The following is a 22635-nucleotide window of genomic DNA, read 5'->3' as shown; positions in this document are numbered from 1 at the left end:
TTCAGCCATCGGGCTTTCTTGGGGAAATCCATGTCGCGTCTGCTCGCCTTCGTCTCCGCCGCCGCTCTTCTCGCCACGCCGGTCGCCGCCCAGTCGGTGGACCGCGTCGCCGTCAACGGCATCATCGATCAGGGGCTGAACCACAGCCAGGTGATGCAGACCGCGGCCTATCTGACCGACCGAATCGGCGGGCGGATGACCAACTCGCCTCAGATGCGCGAAGCTGAACGCTGGGCGCAGCAACAGTTCCGCGACTACGGCCTGTCCGACGTGCGCGCCGAAGGGTTCGAGTTCGGCCGGGGCTGGTCCATCGTCCGCTCCAGCGCCCGCATGACCGCGCCGCGCCCGCTGGATTTGCGCGCCATCCCGGTGGCCTGGACGCCCTCGACCAATGGCGTGATCAGCGGCGGCGTGATCGTCGCCCCGATCTCCAAGGTCGAGGATTTCGACAAGTGGCGCGGTAAGCTGTCGGGCAAGATCGTCATGCTGTCCCAGCCGGGCACGGGATCGGAGCCGACCGAGCCGGCCTTCCGCCGCTGGACCAGCGCCGAACTGGCCGAGCGCAACACATATAATCAGCCTCAACATTCGCCGGCCGCCATCGAACGCTCGCTGAAGACCGTCAACTTCGCCAATCAGCTGGACGCCTTCCTGGCTGAACAAGGCGCCCTTGCCTGGGTGCGGATTTCCCAGCGTGACGGCGGCCTGCTGCACGGCACGGGCTACACCTATCAGGTCGGGGCCACGCCCAAGCTGGCGGGGATGGAGCTGGCGGCCGAAGATTATCGCCGTCTGGCGCGTCTCGCCCTGACCGACGCGCCGCCGACGCTGGAGCTGATGAGCGAGGTCCGCTTCCACGACGAGGACGTCAACGCCTACAACATCCTGGCCGACATCCCCGGCACGGCGCGCGGAACCGAATACGTGATGGCCGGCGCCCACCTGGACAGCTGGGTCGCCTCGGACGGCGCGGTCGACAACGCCGCCGGCAGCGCGGTGGTCATGGAGGCCGCCCGCATCCTGAAGGCGCTCAACGTCAAGCCCAAGCGCACCATCCGTTTCGCCCTGTGGAACGGCGAGGAGCAAGGCATCCTGGGCTCGCTGGCCTATGTGGACCGTCATCTGGCGACGCGGGCTGCGTCGAACGATCCGGCTCTGGCGGGCCTGCCGGACAACCGCACCTGGCGCAGCCGCTGGCCGATCGAGCCGCGCGCCGGCTATCGCGATCTGGTCGCCTATTTCAATCTGGACAACGGCTCGGGCAAGATCCGCGGCATCAACGCCGAGGGCAATGTCGCCGCCGCTCCGATCTTCCAGGAATGGCTGGCGCCGTTCGCCAGCATGGGCGCAACGACCGTCTCGCTGCGCAACTCGGGCGGCACCGACCACGTCTATATGCAGACCGTGAGCGTGCCGGGATATCAGTTCATCCAGGACCCGCTCGACTATTCCAGCCGTCTGCACCACACCAGCATCGACAGCTATGACCACCTGAAGGCCGAGGATCTGCGTCAGGCGGCCGTCATCCTGGCCAGCTTCCTGCTGAACGCCGCCAACCGCGACGAACCCCTGCCCCGCATGCCGCTGCCGACCCAGCCCACGCCGAGCGATCCGTTCGAATATCCGGCGGCGGACTAGGATTTGAGGGGCGAGGGAGACCTCGCCCCTTTTCTTCTTAGGGGATCACGCGCGCTCGACGCACATGGCCACGCCCATGCCGCCGCCGATGCACAGGGTCGCCAGACCCTTCTTCGCGCCCGACCGCTTCATCTCGAACAGCAGCGTCGTCAGGATGCGCGCGCCCGAGGCGCCGATGGGGTGGCCGATGGCGATGGCGCCGCCGTTGACGTTGACCTTGGCCGGGTCGAGACCCAGCTCCTTGACCACGCACAGGCTCTGGGCGGCGAAGGCCTCGTTGGACTCGACCAGATCCAGATCCGCGACGTCCCAGCCGGCCTTTTCCAGCGCCTTCTTCGACGCCGGGATCGGGCCGGTCCCCATGATCGACGGATCGACGCCGGCGGTGGCGTAGGAGGCGATGCGGGCCAGCGGCTCCAGCCCGCGCGCCTTGGCCTCGTCGGCGCTCATCAGCACCAGGGCGGCGGCGCCGTCGTTCAGCCCGGAGGCATTGGCGGCGGTGACGCTGCCCTCCCTGGTGAAGGCGGGTTTGAGCTTCTGCATCAGCTCCAGCGTCGCGCCGTGGCGGATGTATTCGTCCTTGTCGACCGTCACGTCGCCCTTGCGGCCGGGGATGACCACGGGCGTGATCTCGTCGGCGAACTTGCCCGCCTTCTGGGCGGCTTCGGCCTTGTGCTGGCTGGCGACCGCGAACTCATCCTGCGCCTCGCGGCTGATGGACCATTTGTCGGCGATGTTCTCGGCCGTCTGACCCATGTGATAGCCGTTGAAGGCGTCCCACAGGCCGTCCTTGACCATGGTGTCAACCAAGGCGACGTCGCCCATCTTGTGTCCGTTGCGCAGATGTTGGGCGTGCGGCGCCTGGCTCATGCTCTCCTGACCGCCGGCGACGACGATCTTGGCGTCGCCCAAAGCGATCTGCTGGGCGGCGATGGCGACGGCGCGAAGGCCCGATCCGCAGATCTGGTTCAGACTCCAGGCGGCCGCTTCCTTTCGAACGCCCGCGCCGACGGCGGCCTGGCGCGCAGGGCCCTGACCCGCGGCGGCCTGCAGCACATGACCCAGGATGACCTCATCGACCTCGTCGCCGGAGACGCCGGCCCGTTCCAGCGCCGCCTTGATGGCGATCTCGCCCAGCTTGGACGCCGGAAGCGACGACAGGGCGCCCAGGAAGGAGCCGACCGGGGTGCGCGCGGCGGAAACGATGACGACGTCGGTCATGGGATTTCACTCTTTGGAGAATAACTCGGCGTGACCGTTTTGCCGCATTGCAGCGCGTTCGTCACCTGCGACGACATGGACAGGGCGCGATTCAGCCAATCGTCACCCTGTCGGCGCATTGTCGGGGAACGATAGAGGCGATCGACGGATTGGAAGGTCCATGCTGCGCACGCTGAAACGTCTTGTCGCCCACGTCTGCACGCCGGACGAGCTGGACATGATCGAGCACTATCCAACGCGCGCGGAAAAGCTGGCCGATCTGTGGGTCCACGTCGTCGGCCTGATGCTGGCGGCGATCGGCGGCATCATCTTGGCAGGTCTGGCCGGGGTCTATGCGGGAATCGGCGGCGTGATGGCGACCGCCATCTACGCGCTGTGCCTCGTCGGCATGCTGACGGCCTCGACCATCTACAACTGGACCAACCCCTGCGCCGCGCGGCCGGTGCTGCGGCGACTGGACGAGGCGGCGATCTTCCTGATGATCGCCGGCAGCTACACCCCCTTCACTACCCAGCGGTTCGAGGGTCTGTGGGCCATCGGCTTCACCACCCTGATCTGGACCCTGGCCTTCCTCGGCGCCGGGGTGAAGCTGTTCGCGCCGCGCATCTCGGACAAGTTCTGGAGCGGCGTCTATGTCGTTTTCGGCTGGCTGGCGGTCGCGGCCCTGAAGCCGATGGTCGAGACGGTGCATCCGATCGCTCTGGCCCTGCTGGTCATCGGCGGCCTGATCTATACCGCCGGGGTCTTCGTCTTCATCAGCCCGCGCGTGAAGTTCCGCCGCGCCATCTGGCACGGCTTCGTCGTCACCGGAGCGACCGTGCATTGGACAGCCGTGCTGGTCGGCGTCGTGCTGGCTCCGGCGATGAGCCACTGATCGACCGTCCGTTCACGGCGGTTATCTGCCCCTCTGGCGCATCGCGTCGCAACGGAGGATAGTGACGCGTTGCAACATCGCGAGAACAAGCGTGGCTGACGAAAAGACCAAGGGTGGAAAGACCGGCGACAGTGCTCAGGTCGTCATCAAGAAGTATGCGAACCGCAGGCTCTACAACACGCGGACCAGCGCCTATGTGACGCTGGAAGACCTGGCCACCATGGTGCGCGAGGGCACGGAGTTCGTCGTCTATGACGCCAAGACCAACGACGACCTGACCCGCCAGATCCTGACCCAGATCATCTTCGAGGAAGAGAGCCGGGGAGAGGCCTTGCTGCCGGTTCAGTTCCTGCGCCAGCTGATCGGCTTCTACGGCGGTCAGATGCAGGGCGTCCTGCCCTCCTATCTGGAGATGTCCTTGGCCAACTTCGGTCGCCAGCAGGAGCAGTTCGCCAGTCAGATGGGCCGCGCCTTCGGAACCGGCGCGGGTGCGACCCTGATGGAGGACGCCGCGCGCGCCAATATGGCGATGTTCGAGCGCGCCATGCAGATGTTCCCGGCCTTCACCTATCCGCGCGCCGAGCCGACACCGGCCGCGTCGGACGAAAGGGCTGAACCAGCGCCGCCGCCCGAGGCGCCTGACGCCCTGGACGAGATGCGTCGCCAGATGGACGAGATGCGTCGTCAGATCGAAAAGCTGGCGGGCGGCAAGAGCAAATGACCGACCGGATCCAGGCCGTCGGCGGACCGGATCGGGTGGATCGTCGCGAAGGCGAACGCCGCGAGCGCGAGCGGCGCGCCCGATCCGCCTCGCGCGCCCTGGTCCCCGTCGATCCGCCTGAGATCGTCGAGCCCCAACCGGCCCCGGCAAGAGCTGCCGTCCTGCCGACGCCCGAGCCCGGCGCCGCCGCCTTCGTGGCCCAGCAGATGGGCCAGAGCGGCCAGAAACGGGGCCTGCGCGGCGGCCCGCCGGTTCTGGATGCGGCCCGCTCCGCCTACCTCGGAGCCGAGTATTCGGGCGCGGCCGAGCGTCGTCCGAAGACGGGCAAGACCGCCAAGACCGACATCTGAGCTGACGCCGCTCCGGCGGCACGGGGTTTGCTGGGGGCGAGGCAGAACGCTGTCAGCCGGACCCGCCCATGCCCGCCGTCTTCACCCTCGCCGCCAAAGCCTTCGACATCGCCGTCGTCGCCCTGATCTTCACGGCATTTTCGTGAGCGCTACCGCGCTTAGCGCTGCTTGAGCGCGTGTTTCTGGGGGCCTATCGCGCTTTGCGCGACTTGAGCGCATGTTTCTTGGAGCCTACCGCGCTTCGCGCTGCTTGAGGCCGTTGTCGGGGAGAGCCGTTGGGATCACGCTCCGCCGAAATCGAAGTCCTTGCGCGACGCAATGATGGTCACGATGAACCCGGCCAAGACGTCCAGCAGGATCATGATCACGATCAGGAAAAAGGTCGAGGTCGCGAACCCCGGTAGCAGCAGGAACTCCACCAGCACGCCGATGAACAGGATCATCGACAGGGCGTGATTGATGATGGCGATCCGCTGGCTGGAGGTCGACTTCACCAGCTCGAAGAACAGCAGGATCAGGCCGAGGAACAGGATCAGATCGCCGGATCCGATCGTCCATTGCGCGCCCGAGGTCATGGTGATCGAGAACAGCGGATCGCGCAGCAGCACGTCCGCCTGCACCATGCCCGCTCCGCTCGGCGCGCCGAACAGCACCACGATATTGTAGAGCACCACCGGGATCAGCAGCAGCGGAATGGCGAGCAGCATGGACGGTCCTCTTCGCAGCCGGTCCAACGGCTACGCCTGTTCACCCTGATTTAGCGCCGTTTGCGAAACGCCGCCACAAAGGTTCAAGCCTTGGGAAATCCACCTGCCCGGCTGAGCGCCGACGGCGCCGGCCGCCCGATGGCCTCGCCGATCCAGCGCGCCGTCGCGATCAGGGCGTCCAGGTCATAGCCGGTTTCGAACCCGCCGCGCGCCAGCATATAGACCAGATCCTCGGTGGCGATATTGCCCGTAGCGCCCGGCGCGAACGGACAGCCGCCGATCCCCCCGACCGAGGCGTCCAGCACGTCAATCCCGGCCTCGACGCCCGCATAGGCGTTGGCCAGGCCGGTGTTGCGGGTGTCGTGGAAGTGCAGGCGCAGGCTCGCGTCCGGTGCGGCCGCCTTAGCCGCCTCGACCTTTTTCGTCACCGCCCAGGGATCGCCCGCGCCGATGGTGTCGGCCAGACCGATCTCGCCGACGCCCATATCGGCGATGGCGCCGACCATGTCTGCGACCTGATCGACCGACACCTCGCCGTCGAACGGACAGCCCCAGACGCAGGAGATCATGGCCGACAGCGACGGCGCGCCCTCGCTGGCCTCGGCATTATGGCGGCGGGCGACGATCTCGCCCAGCATGGCCAGTTGATCCTTCACCGCCAGACCCTGGTTCTTCAGGCCAAAGCCGTCGGTGGCGGCGACCGAGACATTGACCTCGTCCACCCCGGTCGCCAGCGCCCGGTCATAGCCCTTGCCGTTCAACACGAGGCCGATGCGGCTGCGCCCCGCCTCGTTCGGCAGGGCGGCCATAACCTCTTCGGCGCCGGCCATCTGCGGCACATATTTGGGATGGACGAAGGAGACGGCCTCGATCCGTCTCGCCCCCGCCTGCTCAAGCCGCCGCACCAGATCGGCGCGGACGGCGGGCTCAAGCACCGCCTTTTCGTTCTGCAGCCCATCGCGCGGCCCGACTTCGACGATCTGGATGAAGCGGCCCATCACTCGGCTCCCGCTGCGGCGTTCCCGTTCCCGTTCCCGTTCCCGTTTCGGGGCGGCGGCGCATAGACGGTCAGGCTGACCGGATCGCCCGCCGAATAGTTGTAGCCGTTGACCGTCCCGACCGCGCGACCGGACACGCCAAGACGCGCCGCAGCTGCACGGAAGGCGTCGGCGTCGTGTCCTTCGACGATGGCGGGCCGCCCTTCGGCCAGGGCTTCGGCCGCACCTTGCGCGTCAGTCAGGTCGGTGTCTCGCCCGGTCAGGAAGACGAAGCTGGGTTCATGGAAGCCGGTGATCGCCACAGGCCCCGGCGTGCGGCCCTGACGCGGGTGCAGATCGGCCGCCTCCAGCGCCTTTTCCAGCTGGGGCGCGATGGCCAGGGGCCGCAGCTGGCGGATCGTGCCCGACAGGGCCGCGTGCGCCACGATCCCGAACGCCAGCGAAGCGACCAGCGCTGCGACCGGCGCGCGGTTCAGCAGAAGGAAGCCCCCCATCGCCCCCGCCGCCAGCGCCATGACCACCGTCAGCGCCGCCCAGGTCTGGGCCGTCGAGGTGCCATAGACGGTCAAGCCATAGACGGTGATGCTGATGATCAGCAGGGCCGCAAACGCGCCCAGGACCGCGCCGGTGATGCGCGAGACCTTGCCGATGGGCTGGGCCAGGGCGGCGGCCGCCAGCAGGGCCAGCGCCCCAAACGTCGGCAGGGTGTAGTGCCACAGCTTGGTCGGGGCCAGTTCGAACATCAGCCAGCCCGGGACCAGCCAGCAGACCAGGAACCGGATCGCCGGCTCGGCGCGTCGGCTCCAGCCCGTCGAGACGGCGGCGGGCAACAGCAGGGTCGAGGGGAAGAACAGCAGGGGCGCCAGCAGCAGATACATGCCGGGGAAGCCCGAATGGCTTTCGTGCGCGCCGGCGATCTTGGGCGCCAGGTCCCCGCCGATGGCCTCGCGCCAGAAGCCGCCGTCGGTGGCGATGGTGATGGCGATGGCCCACGGTCCGACCATCAGGGCGACCAGCGGCAGTCCCCACCCCCAGCCGAGGCGATACAGCCATTTGATGTTCCGGTCCCAGATCGACAGGGCGATGATCGCCAGGGCTACGACCAGGAACCCGATCGGTCCCTTGATCAGAATCGACAGACCGATCCCGATCCAGAACAGCAGCTTATGCGGCCGGATCGGGCGTTCGCCCGCCTTCGTCGCCATATAGATGCGCGCCAGCGCCGCCATGGCCAGGGTCGTCGCGCCGCACAGCATGGCGTCGGTCTTGGCGATCCCCGCCTCGGTCGACAGCAGGAAGGTCGCCCCCATGATGGCCCCGCCGAAGAAGCCGACCCGGCTGCCCAGCATGGCCGAGCCGGCCCAGGCCACGGCCCAGGCCGCCAGCATGGCGCCCAGCAGGGAGGGGATGCGATAGGGCGCGATTTCGCGGTCCTCGACATCCGAGGTCAGGCCCACGGCGATCGCCTGCATCCAGTAGATGCCGACGGGCTTCTTCCAGCGCGGCTCGTCCTGATAGCGGATATCGACATAGTCGCCGCTTTCCAGCATCTGGGACGTGGCCTGGGCGAACCGGCTCTCGTCGCGATCCAGCGGCGGCAGCAGCAGCAGGCCCGGCAGCCCGGCGATCAACGTCAGCAGGGCCGCGAGAACCGGCCCGCGCCAGCCGGCGATGCGGCCATCCAGATCGAAAGTCTTCATTCCAGACTCCTTACACGGCGACCACGCCTGCGTCAGCCGTCTCCCCTAAGCTCTCGTTATCCTCTATGGAGCGCCGATGACCCCCGAAACGCCCGAAATCTCCGTCGTCGTTCCCGTCCATGACGAGGCGGGCGCCGCCGTGCCGCTGGCGCGCGAGATCGCCGCCGCCTTCGCCGGCCGTTCGTACGAGATGATCTTCGTGGACGATGCGTCCAGGGACGCGACCCTGGCCGAGCTGAAGGCCGCCATGGCCGAACTGCCGGCGCTCCGCGTGCTGGCCCACGGGACCAATGCGGGCCAGAGCCGCGCGGTCCGCACCGGCGTCCTGGCCGCGCGCGCGCCGGTCGTGGTGACGATGGACGGCGACGGCCAGAACCCGCCGGCCGATGCGCCCCGCCTGGTCGATGCGCTTCTGTCCGCCCCCGGCGACGTGGGCTTGGTCGGCGGCCGTCGCGCCAAACGCCAGGACACCGAGGCCAAGCGCCAGGCCTCGATCTGGGCCAACCGTATCCGCCGCAAACTGCTGGGCGACGACGCCGACGACACCGGCTGCGGACTGAAAGCCTTCCGCCGCGACGTCTTCCTGCGCCTGCCCTACTTCGATCACATCCACCGCTACCTGCCGGCCTTGATGATCCGTGAAGGGTTCAAGAACCAGTACCTCGATGTGGACCACCGCCACCGCGAGGTCGGTCGGTCGAAATACACCAACTGGGGCCGCCTGCGCGCGTCGGTCTCGGATCTGCTGGGCGTCATGTGGCTGAAGACGCGGTCCCGTAAGCCGGGCGCGATTTCGGAGTTCTAGAACGCTGTCTCCTCCCCACCTCGTGGGGAGGTGGCGCGATGCCTCTTGCCGTCGTGACGGAGGGGCTGGCGCCGCATCTCCGACATCGGTGGGACTTCAAGAGCCCCTCCACCCCGCTACGCGCGGTCCCCCTCCCCGCTTCGCAGGGAGGAGACATGAAAAAGGGCGGGGTCTTGCGGCCCCGCCCTTCTGCATTTCAGCGTCGGTCAGCTTGGACTTAGAAGTCCATGCCGCCCATGCCGCCCATGCCGCCCATGTCGGGGGCCGAGGCGCCGCCCGACTTCTTGGGGGCGTCGGCGACGGCGGCTTCCGTCGTGATCAGGATGCCGGCCACCGAAGCGGCGTCTTGCAGGGCCGTGCGGACGACCTTGGCCGGGTCGATGACGCCCATCTGAACCAGGTCGCCGTACTCTTCGGTCTGGGCGTTGAAGCCGAACGAAGCGTCGCCGTTTTCCAGCACCTTGCCGACCACGATCGAGCCTTCGACGCCGGAGTTTTCGGCGATCTGACGGATCGGAGCCTGCAGGGCGCGACGGATGATCGCGATGCCGGCGTTCTGGTCGGCGTTGTCGCCCTTGACGTCGGCCAGGATCTTGGAGGCCTTCAGCAGGGCGATGCCGCCGCCCGGAACGATGCCTTCGTCAGCCGCGGCGCGCGTGGCGTTCAGGGCGTCGTCGACGCGGTCCTTCTTTTCCTTCACTTCGACTTCGGTCGAACCGCCGACGCGGAGAACCGCGACGCCGCCGGCCAGCTTGGCCAGACGTTCCTGCAGCTTTTCCTTGTCGTAGTCGGAGGTGGTGTCTTCGATCTGGCGCTTGATCTGGGCCACGCGGGCTTCGATCTCGTCCTTGCCGCCGACGCCTTCGACGATGGTGGTGTCGTCCTTGGTGATCGTGACCTTCTTGGCCTTGCCGAGCATGTCGATGGTGACGCTCTCAAGCTTGATGCCCAGGTCTTCCGAGATGACCTGGCCGCCCGTCAGGATGGCGATGTCTTCCAGCATGGCCTTGCGGCGATCGCCGAAGCCCGGAGCCTTGACGGCGGCGACGCGCAGGCCGCCACGCAGCTTGTTGACGACCAGGGTCGCCAGGGCTTCGCCTTCGATGTCCTCGGCGATGATCAGCAGCGGACGGCCCGACTGCACCACGGCTTCCAGGATCGGCAGCATGGCTTGCAGCGAGGTCAGCTTCTTCTCGAACAGCAGGATGAGCGGCTCTTCGAGTTGGGCCTCCATCTTGTCGGCGTTGGTGATGAAGTAAGGCGACAGGTAGCCGCGGTCGAACTGCATACCTTCGACGACGTCGACGGTGGTGTCGGCGGTCTTGGCTTCCTCGACGGTAATGACGCCTTCGTTGCCGACCTTGGCCATCGCCTGGGCGATCAGCTCACCGATTTCCGAGTCGCCGTTGGCCGAGATGGTGCCGACCTGAGCGATTTCCGAGTTGTTGGAGACCGGCTTGGAGTTCGACTTGATCTCTTCCAGCACCAGGGCGACGGCCTTGTCGATGCCGCGCTTCAGATCCATCGGATTCATGCCGGCGGCGACGGCCTTCAGGCCCTCTTGCACGATGGCTTGAGCCAGAACGGTTGCGGTGGTGGTGCCGTCGCCCGCCTTGTCGTTCGTTTTCGAAGCGACTTCGCGGATCATCTGGGCGCCCATGTTCTCGAAGGCGTCTTCCAGCTCGATCTCTTTGGCGACCGACACGCCGTCCTTGGTCGAGCGCGGAGCGCCGAAGGATTTCTGGATCACGACGTTGCGGCCCTTGGGACCCAGCGTCACCTTGACGGCGTTGGCGAGCACATTGACGCCGCGCAGCATCTTGTCGCGCGCGTCGGTGTTGAAGTGTACGATTTTAGCGGCCATGCGGGCAGCTCCTATCTATATGGATTAATTGAAGAACGTCGGACGTCGGGTGCTTAGGACAGCACGCCCAGGACGTCGGATTCCTTCATGATGATCAGGTCTTCGCCGTCGATCTTCACTTCCGTGCCCGACCATTTGCCGAACAGGATGCGGTCGCCGGCCTTCAGCTCCAGAGCATTGACCTTGCCGGTGTCGTCGCGGGCGCCAGGGCCGACAGAGACGACTTCGCCTTCCTGCGGCTTTTCCTTGGCGGTGTCGGGGATGATGATGCCACCCTTGGTCTTGGATTCTTCTTCAACGCGCTTGACCAGCACGCGGTCGCCGAGCGGACGGAACGCCATCGGACTTCTCCCTGTAAAACCCCCGGATCGGGGCGTTTTTGAAACGGTGTGCGGCGCTATCGCGATCGCCGTTTTGGCAGCCGACCAGCGAGAGTGCTAACGCGAGCGGGAGTTAGGCAGAGGCATCGTCATCGTCAAGCGGCGGCGGTGGATCGCCGCGCGAATTCTCTGTGACAAATGAACCGAAAATGAATGCCGACCTCCGGGGTCGTTCAAACTGGGAGCGATAGAAAGGCCTCAACGCTGGATGCCTTCCCGCCCCGGAAACGCAGATCGGCAAGCCAACAAGGAGACCAAAATGTCCAAGCTGCTGAAGATCACTGCGGTCGCCGCCGCCCCTGTTGTGGCCCTGAGCCTGATGGCCGCTCCGGCTTCCGCCCAATCGCGCGATCGCGACAACACCGGCCGCAACGCCCTGATCGGCGCCGCTGTCGGCGGCCTGGCCGGCGCCATCTATGGCAACGGCGACGGCAGCTACATCGCGGGCGGCGCGCTTGCCGGCGCGGCGTTGGGCGCGGTGGCCTCCAACCGCGGCTCGGGCTGCGAATACTACCGCGGCGGCCAATGCTACCGTAACCAAGGCCATTGGGAGCGCGAGCACGGCATCGACCGCAGCCGCTCGGGCTACGACTACCGCTACGACGGCCGCCGTTACGACTCGCGCTATGACCGCCGCGACTATCGCAATGATCGCGACTACCGCTACGACCGCCGCTGGTAAGCGTTTGACAGTTTAGATGACTGGAAGGGCCCGTCCGGCAAGGACGGGCCCTTTTCGCGTCAGCCCATCAGGCGGCGCATCAGGGCCGAAGTGGACGGATCGAGGTCCGCCGAGGGGCCGCCAGCGTCCACGTCCTTCAGGATCGCCTTGGCCAGGACCTTGCCCAGTTCGACGCCCCATTGGTCGAAGCTGTTGATGTCCCAGATCACGCCCTCGACGAAGGTCTTGTGCTCATAGAGGGCCAGGAGCGCGCCCAGGGTCTCGGGCGTCAGACGATCCATGACGATGGATGTCGAAGGCCGGTTGCCGGTGAAGGTGCGGTGGGACGCCAGGCGTGTCGCCTCCTCTTCCGACAATCCTTGCGCCAGACCTTCGGCCTTGGCGGCCTCGGTCGTCTTGCCCAGCATCAGTGCCTGGCCCTGAGCGAGTGCATTCGACCACAGCGGCGATTCCGGCGCGTCGGCATGCGTCTTCGCCACGATCACGAACTCGGCCGGCACGACCTCCGGCCCTTGGTGGATCTGCTGGAAGAAGGCGTGCTGGCCGTTGGTGCCCGGCTCGCCGAAGACCACGGGGCAGGTCTGACGCGTCACCGGCGTGCCGTCGCGATGCACCCGCTTGCCGTTCGACTCCATCTCCAGCTGCTGCAGGAAGGACGGCAGGCGGCGCAGGGCGTGGGCGTAGGGGGCGACGGTGCGGGCGGGCCGGTTCAGGCCATCGACGTTGAACACCTGGGCCAGGGCCAGCAGGATCGGCGCGTTCTGCTCCATCGGGGCCGAGACGAAATGGTCGTCCATGGCCGCCGCCCCGCCCAGCATGGCCTCGAATACGTCCCAGCCCAGGGCGATGCCGCACGACAGGCTGACCGCCGACCACAGCGAATACCGCCCGCCGACCCAGTCCCGGAAGGCGAAGGTGCGGCCGCAGCCGAAGGCCGCCGCCTTCTCCGGCGCCGCCGTCACCCCGATGAAGTGTTTGGTCATCCCCTCGGCCGGCAACGACGCCGCCAGCCAGGCCTTGGCCGCCTCGGCGTTAGCCAGGGTCTCCTGCGTCGTGAAGGTCTTGGACACGACCACCACCAGCGTCGTCTCGGGATCCAGTCCTGTAAGGGCCTCGGCCATGTCGCGCGGGTCGATATTGGCGACGAACCGCAGGTCGATGGCCGGATCCAGCGGACGCAGCGCATCCCACACCACGCGCGGCCCTAGGTCCGACCCGCCGATGCCGACATGGACGATGGCCTCGAACTTGCGCCCCGTCGCGCCCGCCTCGGCGCCCGACCGTACTGCATCGGCATAGGCCTTCATGTCCGCCCGCACGGCGTCCACCTCGGCCGAGACCGGCTCGCCCAGGGCCTTGAAGTCAGCGCCCGGCGCGGCGCGCAGAGCCGGATGCAGGACCGCCCGCCCTTCCGTCAGATTGACGGCCTCGCCGGCAAACAGGGCCGCGCGACGTCCCTCCACGTCGCTGGCGCGCGCCAGATTCAGACAGGCGTCAAAGGCGGCCTTGGTCCAGCTTTGTTTCGACAGGTCCAGATAGAGCCCCGCCGCCTCGACCGACATCCGCGCCAGCCGGTCGGGATCGGCGGCGAACTGATCCACGATCTGCGCGGTGGCGGCCTCGGCGGCGGCTTGGTCGAAGGCGGTCCAGGCGGCGTCGCGGGTCATCGTCGTCTCCATCGGGAATGACAGGGTAAACACTCGTTTACGGCTGGGGCGTATTCAGGTTCAACGTCCCAGCGGACGCTGAAACAGGAAGTCACCTCCATGTCCTGCGGCCTTGCTCTCACGATCGCCCTGGCGATGTCCAATCCCTCGGTGGCCCTGGCCGCCGAACAGCCGGCCGCCGCGCCCGGTGCGCCGATCTCGGTGGCGGGCGAGCCGCTGTTCGCCGACATCATCTCGCGCTCGGCCAGCCTGAAGGCCGTGGTCGACGGCTGGGCCGCCGCCAAGGCCGCCGACGACGCCGCCTTCTTCACCAGCCAGGCCTTCACCGGCTTCAAGGCCCAGGCGGAACAGTTGGCAGCTCTGGACATGCAGGGCCACCTGATCCTGAAGGAACGCGGCACCGACGGCGATCTGAAATGCATCCTGCGCGGCATTTCCGAGGACATGCCCAAGAAGGTTCAGGCCGTTCAGGCCGCCGCTAACCCGGCAGAACGCGCCACGGCCCTGTCGGAACTGTCCTATCTGCTGAACGACAACGTCGAAGTCATCACCGCCCCGCCCAAGCCGGAAGTCTGACGCCTTCTAGAGAGCGGCCAGCGCCTCCAGCACGCCCTTGCCGTAGCGATCCAGCTTGGACTGACCGACGCCGGAAATGGCGCCTAGACTGTTCAGGTCGCCCGGCTCGGCGTGGGCGATCTCCAGCAGCGTCCGGTCCTGGAAAATGACATAGGGCGGGACGTGCTGTTCCGAGGCGCGGTCGCGGCGCCAGGCGCGCAAGGCCTCGAACCGAGCGCGCACATCGGCGTCCATCGTCTCCAGCGCCGCATTGCGCCCTTCGCCCGATCGGTCACGACGACGCGGGGCGGTATCCGCCCTCAGAGGCGCGCGACGCACCTCGATCTGGCGCTCGCCGCGATAGACGGCGCGCACCGCTTCGGGATCGCCCAGCCCGACCAGCGGCTTGCCGTCGTTGGGATCCTCGGCCAGCAGACCTTCGAACAGCAAATGATCGACGATCTCGCGCCAGCTGTTCAGCGAAATCTCGCGCCCGATGCCCCAGGTGGACAGTTGCTGCTCCCACGGCTGCACGTCCTTGGTGCGGGCGGTCAGGTGATCGACGACGCGATTGCGCCCGAACCGGCCGCCCAAGCGCTGCACCGCCGCCAGCGCCTTCTGGGCCGGGACAGTCGCGTCATAGAGCTGGGGCGGGTCGCCGCAGATGTCGCAGACGCCGCAAGGCTGGGCGTCATGCTCGCCGAAATATCGCCGCACGGCCTGGGCCCGACAGACGGCGCCGTCCAGCATGGCGAACAGCTGGCGGGTTTTGCGCACCTGAACCGATTTGACCTCCTCGGCCATCGGGCGGCTGTCCAGCCGACGCAAGGACCAGGCGATGTCGGACGGCCCATACAGGGTGATGCCCTCGGCTGGCTCGCCGTCGCGCCCGCCCCGGCCGATCTCCTGCCAATAGGCCTCCAGACTGCCCGGCGGATCGGCGTGAATGACGAAGCGCACGTCGGCCTTGTCGACGCCCATGCCGAAGGCGATGGTCGCGACCATGACGGCGCCCTCCTCGGCCAGGAAGCGTTCCAGCCGGCGGTCGCGCTCTTTCGTGTCCATGCCGGCGTGATAGGCGATGGCGTTGGTCCCGGCGTCGCGCAGGGCCTGGGCCACGCGGTCGCAACCGTCGCGGCTGCCGCAATAGACGACGCCCGACTTGCCCCGCCGTTCGCGCACGAGTTCGATGACCCGCGCATCGGTCTTGGCCCGAGACGCGCTCTCCTTGCGCTCAGCCGAAAGTTGCAGGTTCGGACGCGCGAAACTGTCGACGAAGACCGTCGCCTCTTCCAGCCGCAGCGAGCGCAAGATGTCGTCACGGGTGCGGGCGTCGGCGGTGGCGGTGACGGCGATGCGCGGCACATCGGGAAACCGCTCGGCCAGCAGACCCAGGTTGCGATAGTCGGGGCGGAAGTCGTGGCCCCATTGCGAGACGCAGTGCGCCTCGTCGATGGCGATCAGGCTGAGCGGCAGTTCCGCCAGCCGGTCCATCATGGCGCCCGCCGCCAGGCCTTCGGGCGAGACATAGAGCAGGTCCAGTTCCCCCGACCGCGCCGCCGCCCAGATGGCCGAGCGCTCGTCCAGCGACACCCCGGAATCCAGCCGCGCCGCCGCGACGCCCTGCTGCTTCAACGCCTCGACCTGATCGGTCATCAGGGCGATCAGCGGCGACACCACCAGCCCCAGTCCGGGGCGCAGGATGGCCGGGATCTGATAGCATACGCTCTTGCCGCCGCCGGTCGGCAGGACCGCCAGCACATCGCCGCCCGACAGGATCTGCTCGACCACCCGCCCTTGCAGCCCCCGGAAGTCGGCGTGACCCCAGACGCGCGCCAACAACGCCCGCGCGTCGTTCAGGTCAGGCATATCGGTCGAGGAAAACTGGGGGCGCGTGGCCGGCATCCTTAAGCTGTGCACTCCTTGTTCCCGAACAGAAGGCGCCGCCGGCCGCGATGGCGACCGGCGACGACGTCATAGGGGGAAGGGTTTAGTGGGCGGGCGCTTCGGCGAACTGGCCGCCGACGCGGTAGCGCCACAGATAGGACGGGGCGATCGCCGCCATGCCGGCCGGATGGTCGATGCCCAGATCGCTGAGGCCGAGCGCATCGGCGGCGACCACATTGTCCTTCTCTAGCATCAGCACCTGATCGCGCGTCAGCGGCGGGGTCAGGCCGACGAACCGGCTCAGTTGCAGCAGCGAGCCCAGGGGCTTGGCGACGACGAAGGGCACGGGGACCAGCATCCGGTGGCGGCCCGTCTCGCGACGCACCAGCTCCAGCACTTCCCGGAAGGTGTAGAGGCTCGGCCCGCCCAGTTCATAGGTGCGGCCGGCGGCATCCGCGCGGGTCACGCCGCGCGCGATGGCCTCGGCGACATCGCCAACATAGACCGGCTGGAACCGGGTCTCGCCGCCGCCGATCAGCGGCAGGGCCGGCGCCATCGTCGCCATGGCGGCGAAGCGATTGAGGAAGCTGTCGCCCGCGCCGAACACCAGCGACGGACGCAGGATCACCGCGTCCGGATAGACGGCGCGAACGGCCGCCTCGGCCTGGGCCTTGGTGCGACCATAGGCCGAAGGGCTGGCGGCGTCGGCGCCGATCGCCGAGATCTGGACTAGGCGCTCAACACCCGCCGCCTTGGCGGCCTCGGCGATGGTCTTGGCCGCCTCGGTGTGGACGGCGTCGAAGCCGCGCTTGCCGCCTGCGTCATGCAGCACGCCGACCAGATTGACGACGGCATCCGCGCCGCGCACGGCCTGCGCCACATCCGCCGGATTGGTGATGTCGCAGCGCATGAACTGGATCTGGCCGGGATCGCCCAGCGGCTGGATTTCGATCGCCAGGACCGGGTTTCGCACGGCGACCCGAATGCGCCAGCCGCGACGCGCCAGGGCGCGCACCGCCTGCGACCCGATAAAGCCCGAACCTCCGAAGAGGGTCACGACGCCAGGGGCGAGGTCAGCCATAGGGAAAGCTCCAGTCGAAATCCGTGTCGGCGGGATAGACGATAGGGCGCCGCACCGCAACGCGGGCCTTCACGGTCACGCTGGCGTTCGACGCGCGGCCGCCCATCTGAGGCGGATGAAGCTTTTCACTATTGGCTACGAGGGTGCGACCCAGGCCGACGTCATCGCGCGCCTTAAGACGGCCGGCGTGCAAACCCTGGTCGATGTCCGCGCGGTCGCCGCATCCCGCCGCGCCGGCTTTTCCAAGACGATCCTGGGCGAGAGCCTGAAAGCCGAAGGGATCGACTATGTCCATCTGCGCGGGCTGGGCACACCCAAGGCGGGACGTGACGCGGCGCGCAAGGGCCGTGTCGACGAGATGCGCGTCATCTTCGCCGATCACTTAGCCGAACCCCAGGCGCAGATCGAGTATGAGCGGCTGAAGGCGCTGGCGGCCGACAAACCCGTCGCCTTGCTGTGCTTCGAGGCCGACCACGCCGGCTGCCACCGCGCCGTCCTGGCGGAACGACTGGCGGAGGAAACCGGCGTGGCGGTCGTGGATCTCTAGCCTTAAGGCCGTCCGACCAACTGATCGACCGAACCGCTGGTGACCGGGTGATAGAGCGGCCGGGCCTCGGCGTAGATGCGACGGGCGTTAGCGCGGCCCCAGTCGCCCTCGTTCCACAGGGTCTGGAACAGCGGCAGGACGAACTTGCGACGACCCTGGCTGGTCAGGAACTTCTCGGCCGTGGCGACCGACGGCTGATAGCGATGGGCCAGGGCGATCTGCAGCCAGGCGAAGGTCAGTTCGGCGTTGCCTTCGTTCGCCAGGTTCAGCGTGCGCTCCAGATCGGCCAGTTGCGCGCTCGTCAGCCAGTCGGCGCCTGTCCGCAGACCCTCGGGACGCCAGCCCAGGAAGCGCTGGCGCTGCTGGGTGTTCCAGTCCGCCCACGGAATGGCCGAGGCCGGCCCCTTGTCCTTGAAGAAGGCGACGGCGGCCGCATCCACCGGCTCGAAGGCATGGGACACCGGCGCGACGGCGTTGGACGGCAGGCCGGGCTGATAGACCCAGGCGTCCATCTGCAGCTGGCTTTCCAGCGCCGCGTCGCCCTTGATCAGGTTGTCGCGGATGTCTTGCAGGAACATGGCCGTGGTCATCGGACGATAGGCGTTGCGGTCGAAATAGCCGCGCAGCCACGCGTCGAACCGATCCCGTCCGACGGTGCGTTCGATGGTCCGCAGGAACAGGGCGCCCTTCTCATAGGCGATATCGTTCATGCCGTCGTCGGGATCGCGGCCCTTCAGGTCCAGATGCAGCCGGGTGTCCGCCGCCGGCAGGGACTTCAGCGTGTCCTGAAGGCTGTCCCAGCCCAGCACCTGCTCCTGCATGGCGCGGTCATGGCCATAGACCGACTCCATGATCCGGTTCTCGAAGTAGACGGTGAAGCCCTCGTTCAGCCAGAAGTCGTTCCAGGTCGCATTGGTGACCAGATTGCCCGACCAGGAGTGCGCCAGTTCGTGCGCGACCAGCGACACCAGCGAGCGATCGCCGGCGATGATGGTCGGCGTGGCGAAGGTCAGTTTCGGGTTTTCCATCCCGCCGAACGGGAAGGAGGGCGGCAGGACCAAGAGGTCGTAGCGGCCCCAGCGATAGGGGCCGTACAGCTTCTCGGCCGCCGTGACCATCTGGGCGGTCGGTTCCAGCTCCCATTGGGCGGCGCGCAGGCGGCTGGGCTCGGTCCAGACCCCGGTGCGGCCGTCGAACGGCGCAAAGGCGATGTCGCCGACGCCCAGCGCGATCAGATAGGGCGGGATCGGATTGTCCATCCGGAATCGCCAGGTCTTCATCCCGTTTGCGGCCCGCTCGCCGTTGGGCGTCAGATGATCGGCGCTCATGACCACCGTCAGGTCTTCGGGCGCGGTGATGCGGGCCGAATAGGTCTGGCGGATGCCGGGGCTGTCCTGGGTCGGCACCCAGGTGCGGGTCAGGATGGCCTGGCCCTGGCTGAACAGATAGGGCTTCTGTCCGCCGGCCGTCTGGCTGGGGCTCAGCCATTGCAGCGCCGCCGCATTCGGGCGGGTCGAATAGCGGATGCTGATCTTGCGTCGCTCATTGGCGGCGAAGGCCGGGAAATAGACCGTCAGCGGCTGGCCCAGAACGGCGTCATTGTCGCCGACGACATAGCGCAGCGGCTGACCCGCCGCGTCGCGCACGTCCTGAATGTCCAGGTCGCGGATATCCAGCACGATCTCGTTGGCGCCCGGGATCGCCAGGATGTCCAGGGTCGCCGTGCCCGCCAGGGTCTTGGCGTTGAAGTCGGCGGTCAGATCCAAGGCGACATCGACGACGCGGGCGATTTCGGGCCGGGCGTGGGTGTGGACGTCCACCGCTTCGGGACCGGGCGCCGGAGCGATGGCGGGCGGGGTCATGGCCGACCCTCCCGTCGTGGTGGAGCAGGCGCTCAGACCCATGGCGGCGGCCAAGGCGAGGGCGGAGACGAGACCGAGCGCTTTGCGCGTCATCGAGGTTTTCCTGGGCTGATCTTGACGATTGGCCCGGAGAACGCGCGGAAACGCGAAAAAGATCAAGCCTTGGCGACGACCGGCGCGTGATGGGCCCGGAACAGCCGTCCCCGCTCGGCGAACAGCACCCAGCCCAGGGCGATCAGGCCGAAGACCGTGAAGCCGACCGACATCGGAATGGTCGTGCCATTGAACTGTTGGCCCACCGCAAAGCCCAGCAGCGAGCCGACGATGGTGGAGATGAAGCCCTGGATCGAGGCCGCCGTGCCCGCGATCTTGCCCATCGTCTCCATGGCCATCGATCCGAAATTGCCCGCGATCAGGCCAAAACAGAACATGGTCAGTGTCTGCAGCACCGCAAAGGTCCAGATCGATTCATGACCGCTGATCGCCACCACCGCATGGATGGCGGCGATGCTGGTGAAGCCGATCAGAGCGGTGTGCGAAATCTTGCGCGAACCCAGCTTGACCACCAGCCGCGCATTGACGATCGAGGCCACGGCGATGCCGCCCGCGATCAGCGCGAACACCGCCGGAAACGCCGCCTCGGCGTGAAAGACGTCGGCGAAAATCTGCTGCGACGAGTTGATGAAGCCGAACAGGGCCCCGGTGATCGCCGTCATGGCCAGGGTGTAGCCGACGGCCGTACGATCGGTCAGGGCGATCTTGTAGGCCGCGGTCAGCCGCTTGACCTGGATCGGCAGCCGATCCTCGGGCTTCAGCGTCTCGGGCAGACGCAAGCTGGCCCAGACGATCAGGCCAACGCCGATCAGGCCCAGCCCGGCGAAGATCCAGCGCCACGGCCCGACCAGCATGATCATCTGACCCAGCGACGGCGCCAGGATCGGCACGCCCAGGAAGACCAGGAAGCTGAACGACATGACCCGCGCCATGGTGCGCCCTTCGTAACGGTCGCGCACGATGGAGACGGCCAGCACGCGGGTGCAGGCGCTGCCCAGACCCTGGCCGACGCGGGCCATGATCAGCGTCTCGAAGGTCGGCGCCAGGGTCGCCAGCAGGCTGAACATCACATAGACGCCGACGCCGAACAGCAGGACAGGCTTTCGCCCGAACCGATCCGCCAACGGGCCGTAGAACAGCTGCGCCCCGCCGAAGCCCAGCAGATAGGCCGTCACCACCCATTGTCGGTCGTTGTCGGTCGCCACGTTCAGGTCGGCGCCGATGTGCGGCAGGGCCGGCAGCATGGAATCGATCGCCAGCGCATTCAGCGCCATCATCAGGGCGATGAGGCAGACGAACTCGACGAAGCCGAGCTCCTTCTTGGCGGGCGCTGACGCAAGGGAAGAAGACATCCGGGCGAGATGCGCCGTCACGCCCCGATCCGCAACCGCACGCCCGTCATAAATTGCTGCAATGCAGCGAAATCGGGTTTGAACGGGCGGCGCCTCGCCAAAGCCGCGAAGCTTCGCTAGAGGAAGTCATGACAGAACAGATGACAGCACAGGCGGCGCTGGACCGCCTCGAAACCCTCTACACCCAATCCGTGACCAACCTGCGCGACGCCGTGCGGGATTTCGTCAATACCGGCGCGCGGCCCGATCCGGTCAAACGCGCCGAAGGGGTGTTCGCCTATCCCGAACTTCGCATCCGCTGGGACGGGGATCGCCCCCAGGACCTGGAGCCGCGCGCCTACGCCCGGCTGTCGAGACAGGGCAGCTATTCGACCACGATCACGCGGCCCGACCTTTTCCGCCCCTATCTGACCGAACAGCTCGGCCTGCTGGAGCAGGAATATAACGCGACCTTCGAAGTTGGCCTGTCTCGCCAGGAGATCCCCTTCCCCTATGTGACCGACGGGCTTGAGGTCGCGCTGGACCGGTCGATGACGGCGGCTCTTGCGCGCTGGTTCCCCACTACGGACCTGGCCCATATCGGCGACGAGATCGCCGACGGCCTGTTCGAAATGGGCGGCGACTTCCCCCTGTCGCACTTCGACGGCCTACGGACCGACTTCTCGCTGGCGCGGCTGAAACACTACACCGGCACGCCGGTGGACGACGTTCAGTCCTATGTCCTGTTCACAAACTACAATCGCTACGTCGATGAGTTCGTGCGCTGGGCCATCGAGCAACTTCGGACGCCCGGCTCGCCGTATCAGACCCTATCCTGCGCCGGCGGCGTGGTGATCACGCGCGACACGCCCAACCCCGAGGCGGCGATCAGCGACACGGCCTGGAAGAAGCACCAGATGCCGGCCTATCACCTGACCGCGCCGGGCCATAAGGGCGTGACCCTGGTCAACATCGGCGTCGGCCCGTCCAACGCCAAGACGATCACGGATCACCTTGCCGTCACCCGTCCGCACGTCTGGCTGATGATCGGTCACTGCGGCGGCCTGCGCGCCAGCCAGACCATCGGCGACTACGTCCTGGCTCACGCCTATCTGCGCGACGATCACGTGCTGGACGCGGTGCTGCCGCCCGACATTCCGATCCCCTCGATCGCCGAGGTTCAGCGCGCGCTCTATGACGCCACAAAGTCGGTCAGCGGCATGCCGGGCGACGAGGTCAAACTTCGCCTGCGCACCGGCACCGTCGTGACCACCGACGACCGGAACTGGGAGCTGCGCTATTCCAAGTCGGCCCTGCGCTTCAACCAGTCCAGAGCCGTCGCCATCGACATGGAAAGCGCCACCATCGCGGCCCAGGGCTATCGCTTCCGCGTCCCCTACGGGACGCTGCTTTGCGTGTCGGACAAGCCGCTGCACGGCGAGATCAAACTGCCGGGTCAGGCCAACCGCTTCTACGAAGGCTCGATCTCCGAACACCTGCAGATCGGCATCCAGGCGGTCGATCTGATGCGCAGCGAAGGCTCCAAGCTGCACTCGCGCAAACTGCGCGCCTTCGACGAGCCGCCGTTCCGGTAGGTGAGAAAGTCTCCTCCCCACTTGTGGGGAGGGGGACCGCGTAGCGGTGCAGGGGTTGTTGAAATCCCACCAGCGCCTATAGCGCGGCAAAAACCCCTCCGTCTCTCCGCTACGCT

20 protein-coding genes are annotated in these 22635 nt (G+C 67.2%); 9 read left to right on the top strand and 11 right to left on the bottom strand.

Going from position 1 to position 22635, the window contains the following annotated elements:
- The first annotated feature begins 30 nt into the window (after positions 1 to 30).
- Positions 31 to 1638 (top strand): M20/M25/M40 family metallo-hydrolase, encoded by a 1608-nt coding sequence (locus AC3WRC_RS11680; protein WP_492303970.1) that lies wholly within the window; start codon positions 31 to 33, stop codon positions 1636 to 1638.
- A gap of 45 nt (positions 1639 to 1683) precedes the next feature.
- On the opposite strand, the gene AC3WRC_RS11675 is transcribed toward AC3WRC_RS11680, so the two are convergent.
- Entirely contained in the window at positions 1684 to 2859 is a 1176-nt protein-coding gene (locus tag AC3WRC_RS11675) for an acetyl-CoA C-acetyltransferase (RefSeq protein ID WP_492303969.1), read from the bottom strand.
- Between the two features lie 160 nt (positions 2860 to 3019).
- Here AC3WRC_RS11675 and trhA point away from each other — a divergent pair, with 160 nt between their 5' ends.
- The 3 genes from trhA to AC3WRC_RS11660 all read left to right on the top strand — a co-directional run bounded on the left by trhA (position 3020) and on the right by AC3WRC_RS11660 (position 4804).
- On the top strand, positions 3020 to 3733 hold the full coding sequence (gene trhA, locus AC3WRC_RS11670; RefSeq protein WP_492303968.1) for a PAQR family membrane homeostasis protein TrhA: 714 nt from the start codon (positions 3020 to 3022) through the stop codon (positions 3731 to 3733).
- Positions 3734 to 3824: 91 nt separating this feature from the next.
- Complete coding sequence (phaR, locus tag AC3WRC_RS11665; protein ID WP_492303967.1) at positions 3825 to 4454, top strand: polyhydroxyalkanoate synthesis repressor PhaR; 630 nt, start codon at positions 3825 to 3827, stop codon at positions 4452 to 4454.
- On the top strand, positions 4451 to 4804 hold the full coding sequence (locus AC3WRC_RS11660) for a hypothetical protein (protein WP_492303966.1): 354 nt from the start codon (positions 4451 to 4453) through the stop codon (positions 4802 to 4804). The genes phaR and AC3WRC_RS11660 overlap by 4 nt, the downstream gene beginning before the upstream one ends.
- 281 nt (positions 4805 to 5085) lie before the next feature.
- Here the strand turns inward: AC3WRC_RS11660 and AC3WRC_RS11655 are convergent, their stop codons facing one another.
- From AC3WRC_RS11655 to AC3WRC_RS11645, 3 genes are all read right to left on the bottom strand, one after another.
- The gene (locus AC3WRC_RS11655) at positions 5086 to 5511 is read right to left on the bottom strand and encodes a hypothetical protein (RefSeq protein WP_045809501.1); all 426 of its coding nucleotides are present in this window, start codon (positions 5509 to 5511) and stop codon (positions 5086 to 5088) included.
- 83 nt (positions 5512 to 5594) lie between these two features.
- Positions 5595 to 6509 carry a hydroxymethylglutaryl-CoA lyase gene (locus AC3WRC_RS11650; RefSeq protein WP_492303965.1) on the bottom strand — a complete coding sequence of 305 codons (915 nt, stop codon included), beginning with the start codon at positions 6507 to 6509 and terminating at the stop codon, positions 5595 to 5597.
- Entirely contained in the window at positions 6509 to 8209 is a 1701-nt protein-coding gene (locus tag AC3WRC_RS11645; protein WP_492303964.1) for an ArnT family glycosyltransferase, read from the bottom strand. The genes AC3WRC_RS11650 and AC3WRC_RS11645 overlap by 1 nt, the downstream gene beginning before the upstream one ends.
- A gap of 76 nt (positions 8210 to 8285) precedes the next feature.
- Here AC3WRC_RS11645 and AC3WRC_RS11640 point away from each other — a divergent pair, with 76 nt between their 5' ends.
- Complete coding sequence (locus tag AC3WRC_RS11640) at positions 8286 to 9014, top strand: glycosyltransferase family 2 protein (protein WP_205681907.1); 729 nt, start codon at positions 8286 to 8288, stop codon at positions 9012 to 9014.
- 217 nt (positions 9015 to 9231) lie between these two features.
- Here AC3WRC_RS11640 and groL read toward each other — a convergent pair whose 3' ends face one another.
- Both groL and groES read right to left on the bottom strand, forming a co-directional pair.
- Complete coding sequence (groL, locus tag AC3WRC_RS11635; protein WP_492303963.1) at positions 9232 to 10878, bottom strand: chaperonin GroEL; 1647 nt, start codon at positions 10876 to 10878, stop codon at positions 9232 to 9234.
- 53 nt (positions 10879 to 10931) lie between these two features.
- Positions 10932 to 11219, bottom strand: a complete 288-nt coding sequence (gene groES, locus AC3WRC_RS11630) for a co-chaperone GroES (protein WP_055808823.1) — start codon at positions 11217 to 11219, stop codon at positions 10932 to 10934.
- 298 nt (positions 11220 to 11517) lie between these two features.
- On the opposite strand from groES, the gene AC3WRC_RS11625 reads away from it, so the two are divergent.
- The gene (locus AC3WRC_RS11625) at positions 11518 to 11940 is read left to right on the top strand and encodes a YMGG-like glycine zipper-containing protein (protein ID WP_165114280.1); all 423 of its coding nucleotides are present in this window, start codon (positions 11518 to 11520) and stop codon (positions 11938 to 11940) included.
- Positions 11941 to 11999: 59 nt separating this feature from the next.
- Here AC3WRC_RS11625 and pgi read toward each other — a convergent pair whose 3' ends face one another.
- Positions 12000 to 13607, bottom strand: coding sequence for a glucose-6-phosphate isomerase (gene pgi, locus AC3WRC_RS11620; RefSeq protein ID WP_492303962.1), 1608 nt, complete (start codon positions 13605 to 13607; stop codon positions 12000 to 12002).
- Between the two features lie 99 nt (positions 13608 to 13706).
- Here pgi and AC3WRC_RS11615 point away from each other — a divergent pair, with 99 nt between their 5' ends.
- A complete protein-coding gene (locus AC3WRC_RS11615; protein WP_055808821.1) occupies positions 13707 to 14183 on the top strand; it encodes a hypothetical protein in 477 nt (158 codons plus the stop codon).
- 6 nt (positions 14184 to 14189) lie between these two features.
- On the opposite strand, the gene recQ is transcribed toward AC3WRC_RS11615, so the two are convergent.
- Positions 14190 to 16031 carry a DNA helicase RecQ gene (gene recQ / locus AC3WRC_RS11610; protein WP_260394803.1) on the bottom strand — a complete coding sequence of 614 codons (1842 nt, stop codon included), beginning with the start codon at positions 16029 to 16031 and terminating at the stop codon, positions 14190 to 14192.
- Between the two features lie 121 nt (positions 16032 to 16152).
- Positions 16153 to 17130, bottom strand: coding sequence for a complex I NDUFA9 subunit family protein (locus tag AC3WRC_RS11605; RefSeq protein ID WP_313445496.1), 978 nt, complete (start codon positions 17128 to 17130; stop codon positions 16153 to 16155).
- 115 nt (positions 17131 to 17245) lie between these two features.
- On the opposite strand from AC3WRC_RS11605, the gene AC3WRC_RS11600 reads away from it, so the two are divergent.
- Positions 17246 to 17677: a DUF488 domain-containing protein gene (locus tag AC3WRC_RS11600; protein WP_492303961.1), complete on the top strand. Its 432-nt coding sequence runs from the start codon at positions 17246 to 17248 to the stop codon at positions 17675 to 17677.
- A 2-nt stretch (positions 17678 to 17679) separates the two neighbouring features.
- Here the strand turns inward: AC3WRC_RS11600 and AC3WRC_RS11595 are convergent, their stop codons facing one another.
- Together AC3WRC_RS11595 and AC3WRC_RS11590 are read right to left on the bottom strand one after the other, a co-directional pair.
- Positions 17680 to 19632 carry a M1 family metallopeptidase gene (locus AC3WRC_RS11595; protein ID WP_492303960.1) on the bottom strand — a complete coding sequence of 651 codons (1953 nt, stop codon included), beginning with the start codon at positions 19630 to 19632 and terminating at the stop codon, positions 17680 to 17682.
- 62 nt (positions 19633 to 19694) lie between these two features.
- The gene (locus AC3WRC_RS11590) at positions 19695 to 20945 is read right to left on the bottom strand and encodes a multidrug effflux MFS transporter (protein WP_492303959.1); all 1251 of its coding nucleotides are present in this window, start codon (positions 20943 to 20945) and stop codon (positions 19695 to 19697) included.
- Positions 20946 to 21073: 128 nt separating this feature from the next.
- Here AC3WRC_RS11590 and AC3WRC_RS11585 point away from each other — a divergent pair, with 128 nt between their 5' ends.
- Complete coding sequence (locus tag AC3WRC_RS11585) at positions 21074 to 22519, top strand: AMP nucleosidase (protein WP_055754590.1); 1446 nt, start codon at positions 21074 to 21076, stop codon at positions 22517 to 22519.
- The last annotated feature ends 116 nt before the right edge of the window (positions 22520 to 22635 follow it).

The organism is Brevundimonas sp. EU05-FHT14B07 (assembly GCF_058790795.1).
This window is presented reverse-complemented; position numbering and strand designations above follow the sequence as displayed.

Excerpts from the sequence above, each read along its gene's own strand:
- AC3WRC_RS11625 (WP_165114280.1), top strand. The coding sequence starts at position 11,518 with ATGTCCAAGCTGCTGAAGATCACTGCGGTCGCCGCCGCCCCTGTTGTG.
- recQ (WP_260394803.1), bottom strand. The coding sequence starts at position 16,031 with ATGCCTGACCTGAACGACGCGCGGGCGTTGTTGGCGCGCGTCTGGGGT.
- AC3WRC_RS11615 (WP_055808821.1), top strand. The coding sequence starts at position 13,707 with ATGTCCTGCGGCCTTGCTCTCACGATCGCCCTGGCGATGTCCAATCCC.
- AC3WRC_RS11660 (WP_492303966.1), top strand. The coding sequence starts at position 4,451 with ATGACCGACCGGATCCAGGCCGTCGGCGGACCGGATCGGGTGGATCGT.
- AC3WRC_RS11595 (WP_492303960.1), bottom strand. The coding sequence starts at position 19,632 with ATGACGCGCAAAGCGCTCGGTCTCGTCTCCGCCCTCGCCTTGGCCGCC.
- AC3WRC_RS11680 (WP_492303970.1), top strand. The coding sequence starts at position 31 with ATGTCGCGTCTGCTCGCCTTCGTCTCCGCCGCCGCTCTTCTCGCCACG.
- AC3WRC_RS11600 (WP_492303961.1), top strand. The coding sequence starts at position 17,246 with ATGAAGCTTTTCACTATTGGCTACGAGGGTGCGACCCAGGCCGACGTC.
- AC3WRC_RS11655 (WP_045809501.1), bottom strand. The coding sequence starts at position 5,511 with ATGCTGCTCGCCATTCCGCTGCTGCTGATCCCGGTGGTGCTCTACAAT.
- AC3WRC_RS11650 (WP_492303965.1), bottom strand. The coding sequence starts at position 6,509 with ATGGGCCGCTTCATCCAGATCGTCGAAGTCGGGCCGCGCGATGGGCTG.
- groL (WP_492303963.1), bottom strand. The coding sequence starts at position 10,878 with ATGGCCGCTAAAATCGTACACTTCAACACCGACGCGCGCGACAAGATG.
- pgi (WP_492303962.1), bottom strand. The coding sequence starts at position 13,607 with ATGACCCGCGACGCCGCCTGGACCGCCTTCGACCAAGCCGCCGCCGAG.
- groES (WP_055808823.1), bottom strand. The coding sequence starts at position 11,219 with ATGGCGTTCCGTCCGCTCGGCGACCGCGTGCTGGTCAAGCGCGTTGAA.
- AC3WRC_RS11590 (WP_492303959.1), bottom strand. The coding sequence starts at position 20,945 with ATGTCTTCTTCCCTTGCGTCAGCGCCCGCCAAGAAGGAGCTCGGCTTC.
- trhA (WP_492303968.1), top strand. The coding sequence starts at position 3,020 with ATGCTGCGCACGCTGAAACGTCTTGTCGCCCACGTCTGCACGCCGGAC.
- AC3WRC_RS11605 (WP_313445496.1), bottom strand. The coding sequence starts at position 17,130 with ATGGCTGACCTCGCCCCTGGCGTCGTGACCCTCTTCGGAGGTTCGGGC.
- AC3WRC_RS11675 (WP_492303969.1), bottom strand. The coding sequence starts at position 2,859 with ATGACCGACGTCGTCATCGTTTCCGCCGCGCGCACCCCGGTCGGCTCC.
- AC3WRC_RS11585 (WP_055754590.1), top strand. The coding sequence starts at position 21,074 with ATGACAGAACAGATGACAGCACAGGCGGCGCTGGACCGCCTCGAAACC.
- AC3WRC_RS11640 (WP_205681907.1), top strand. The coding sequence starts at position 8,286 with ATGACCCCCGAAACGCCCGAAATCTCCGTCGTCGTTCCCGTCCATGAC.
- AC3WRC_RS11645 (WP_492303964.1), bottom strand. The coding sequence starts at position 8,209 with ATGAAGACTTTCGATCTGGATGGCCGCATCGCCGGCTGGCGCGGGCCG.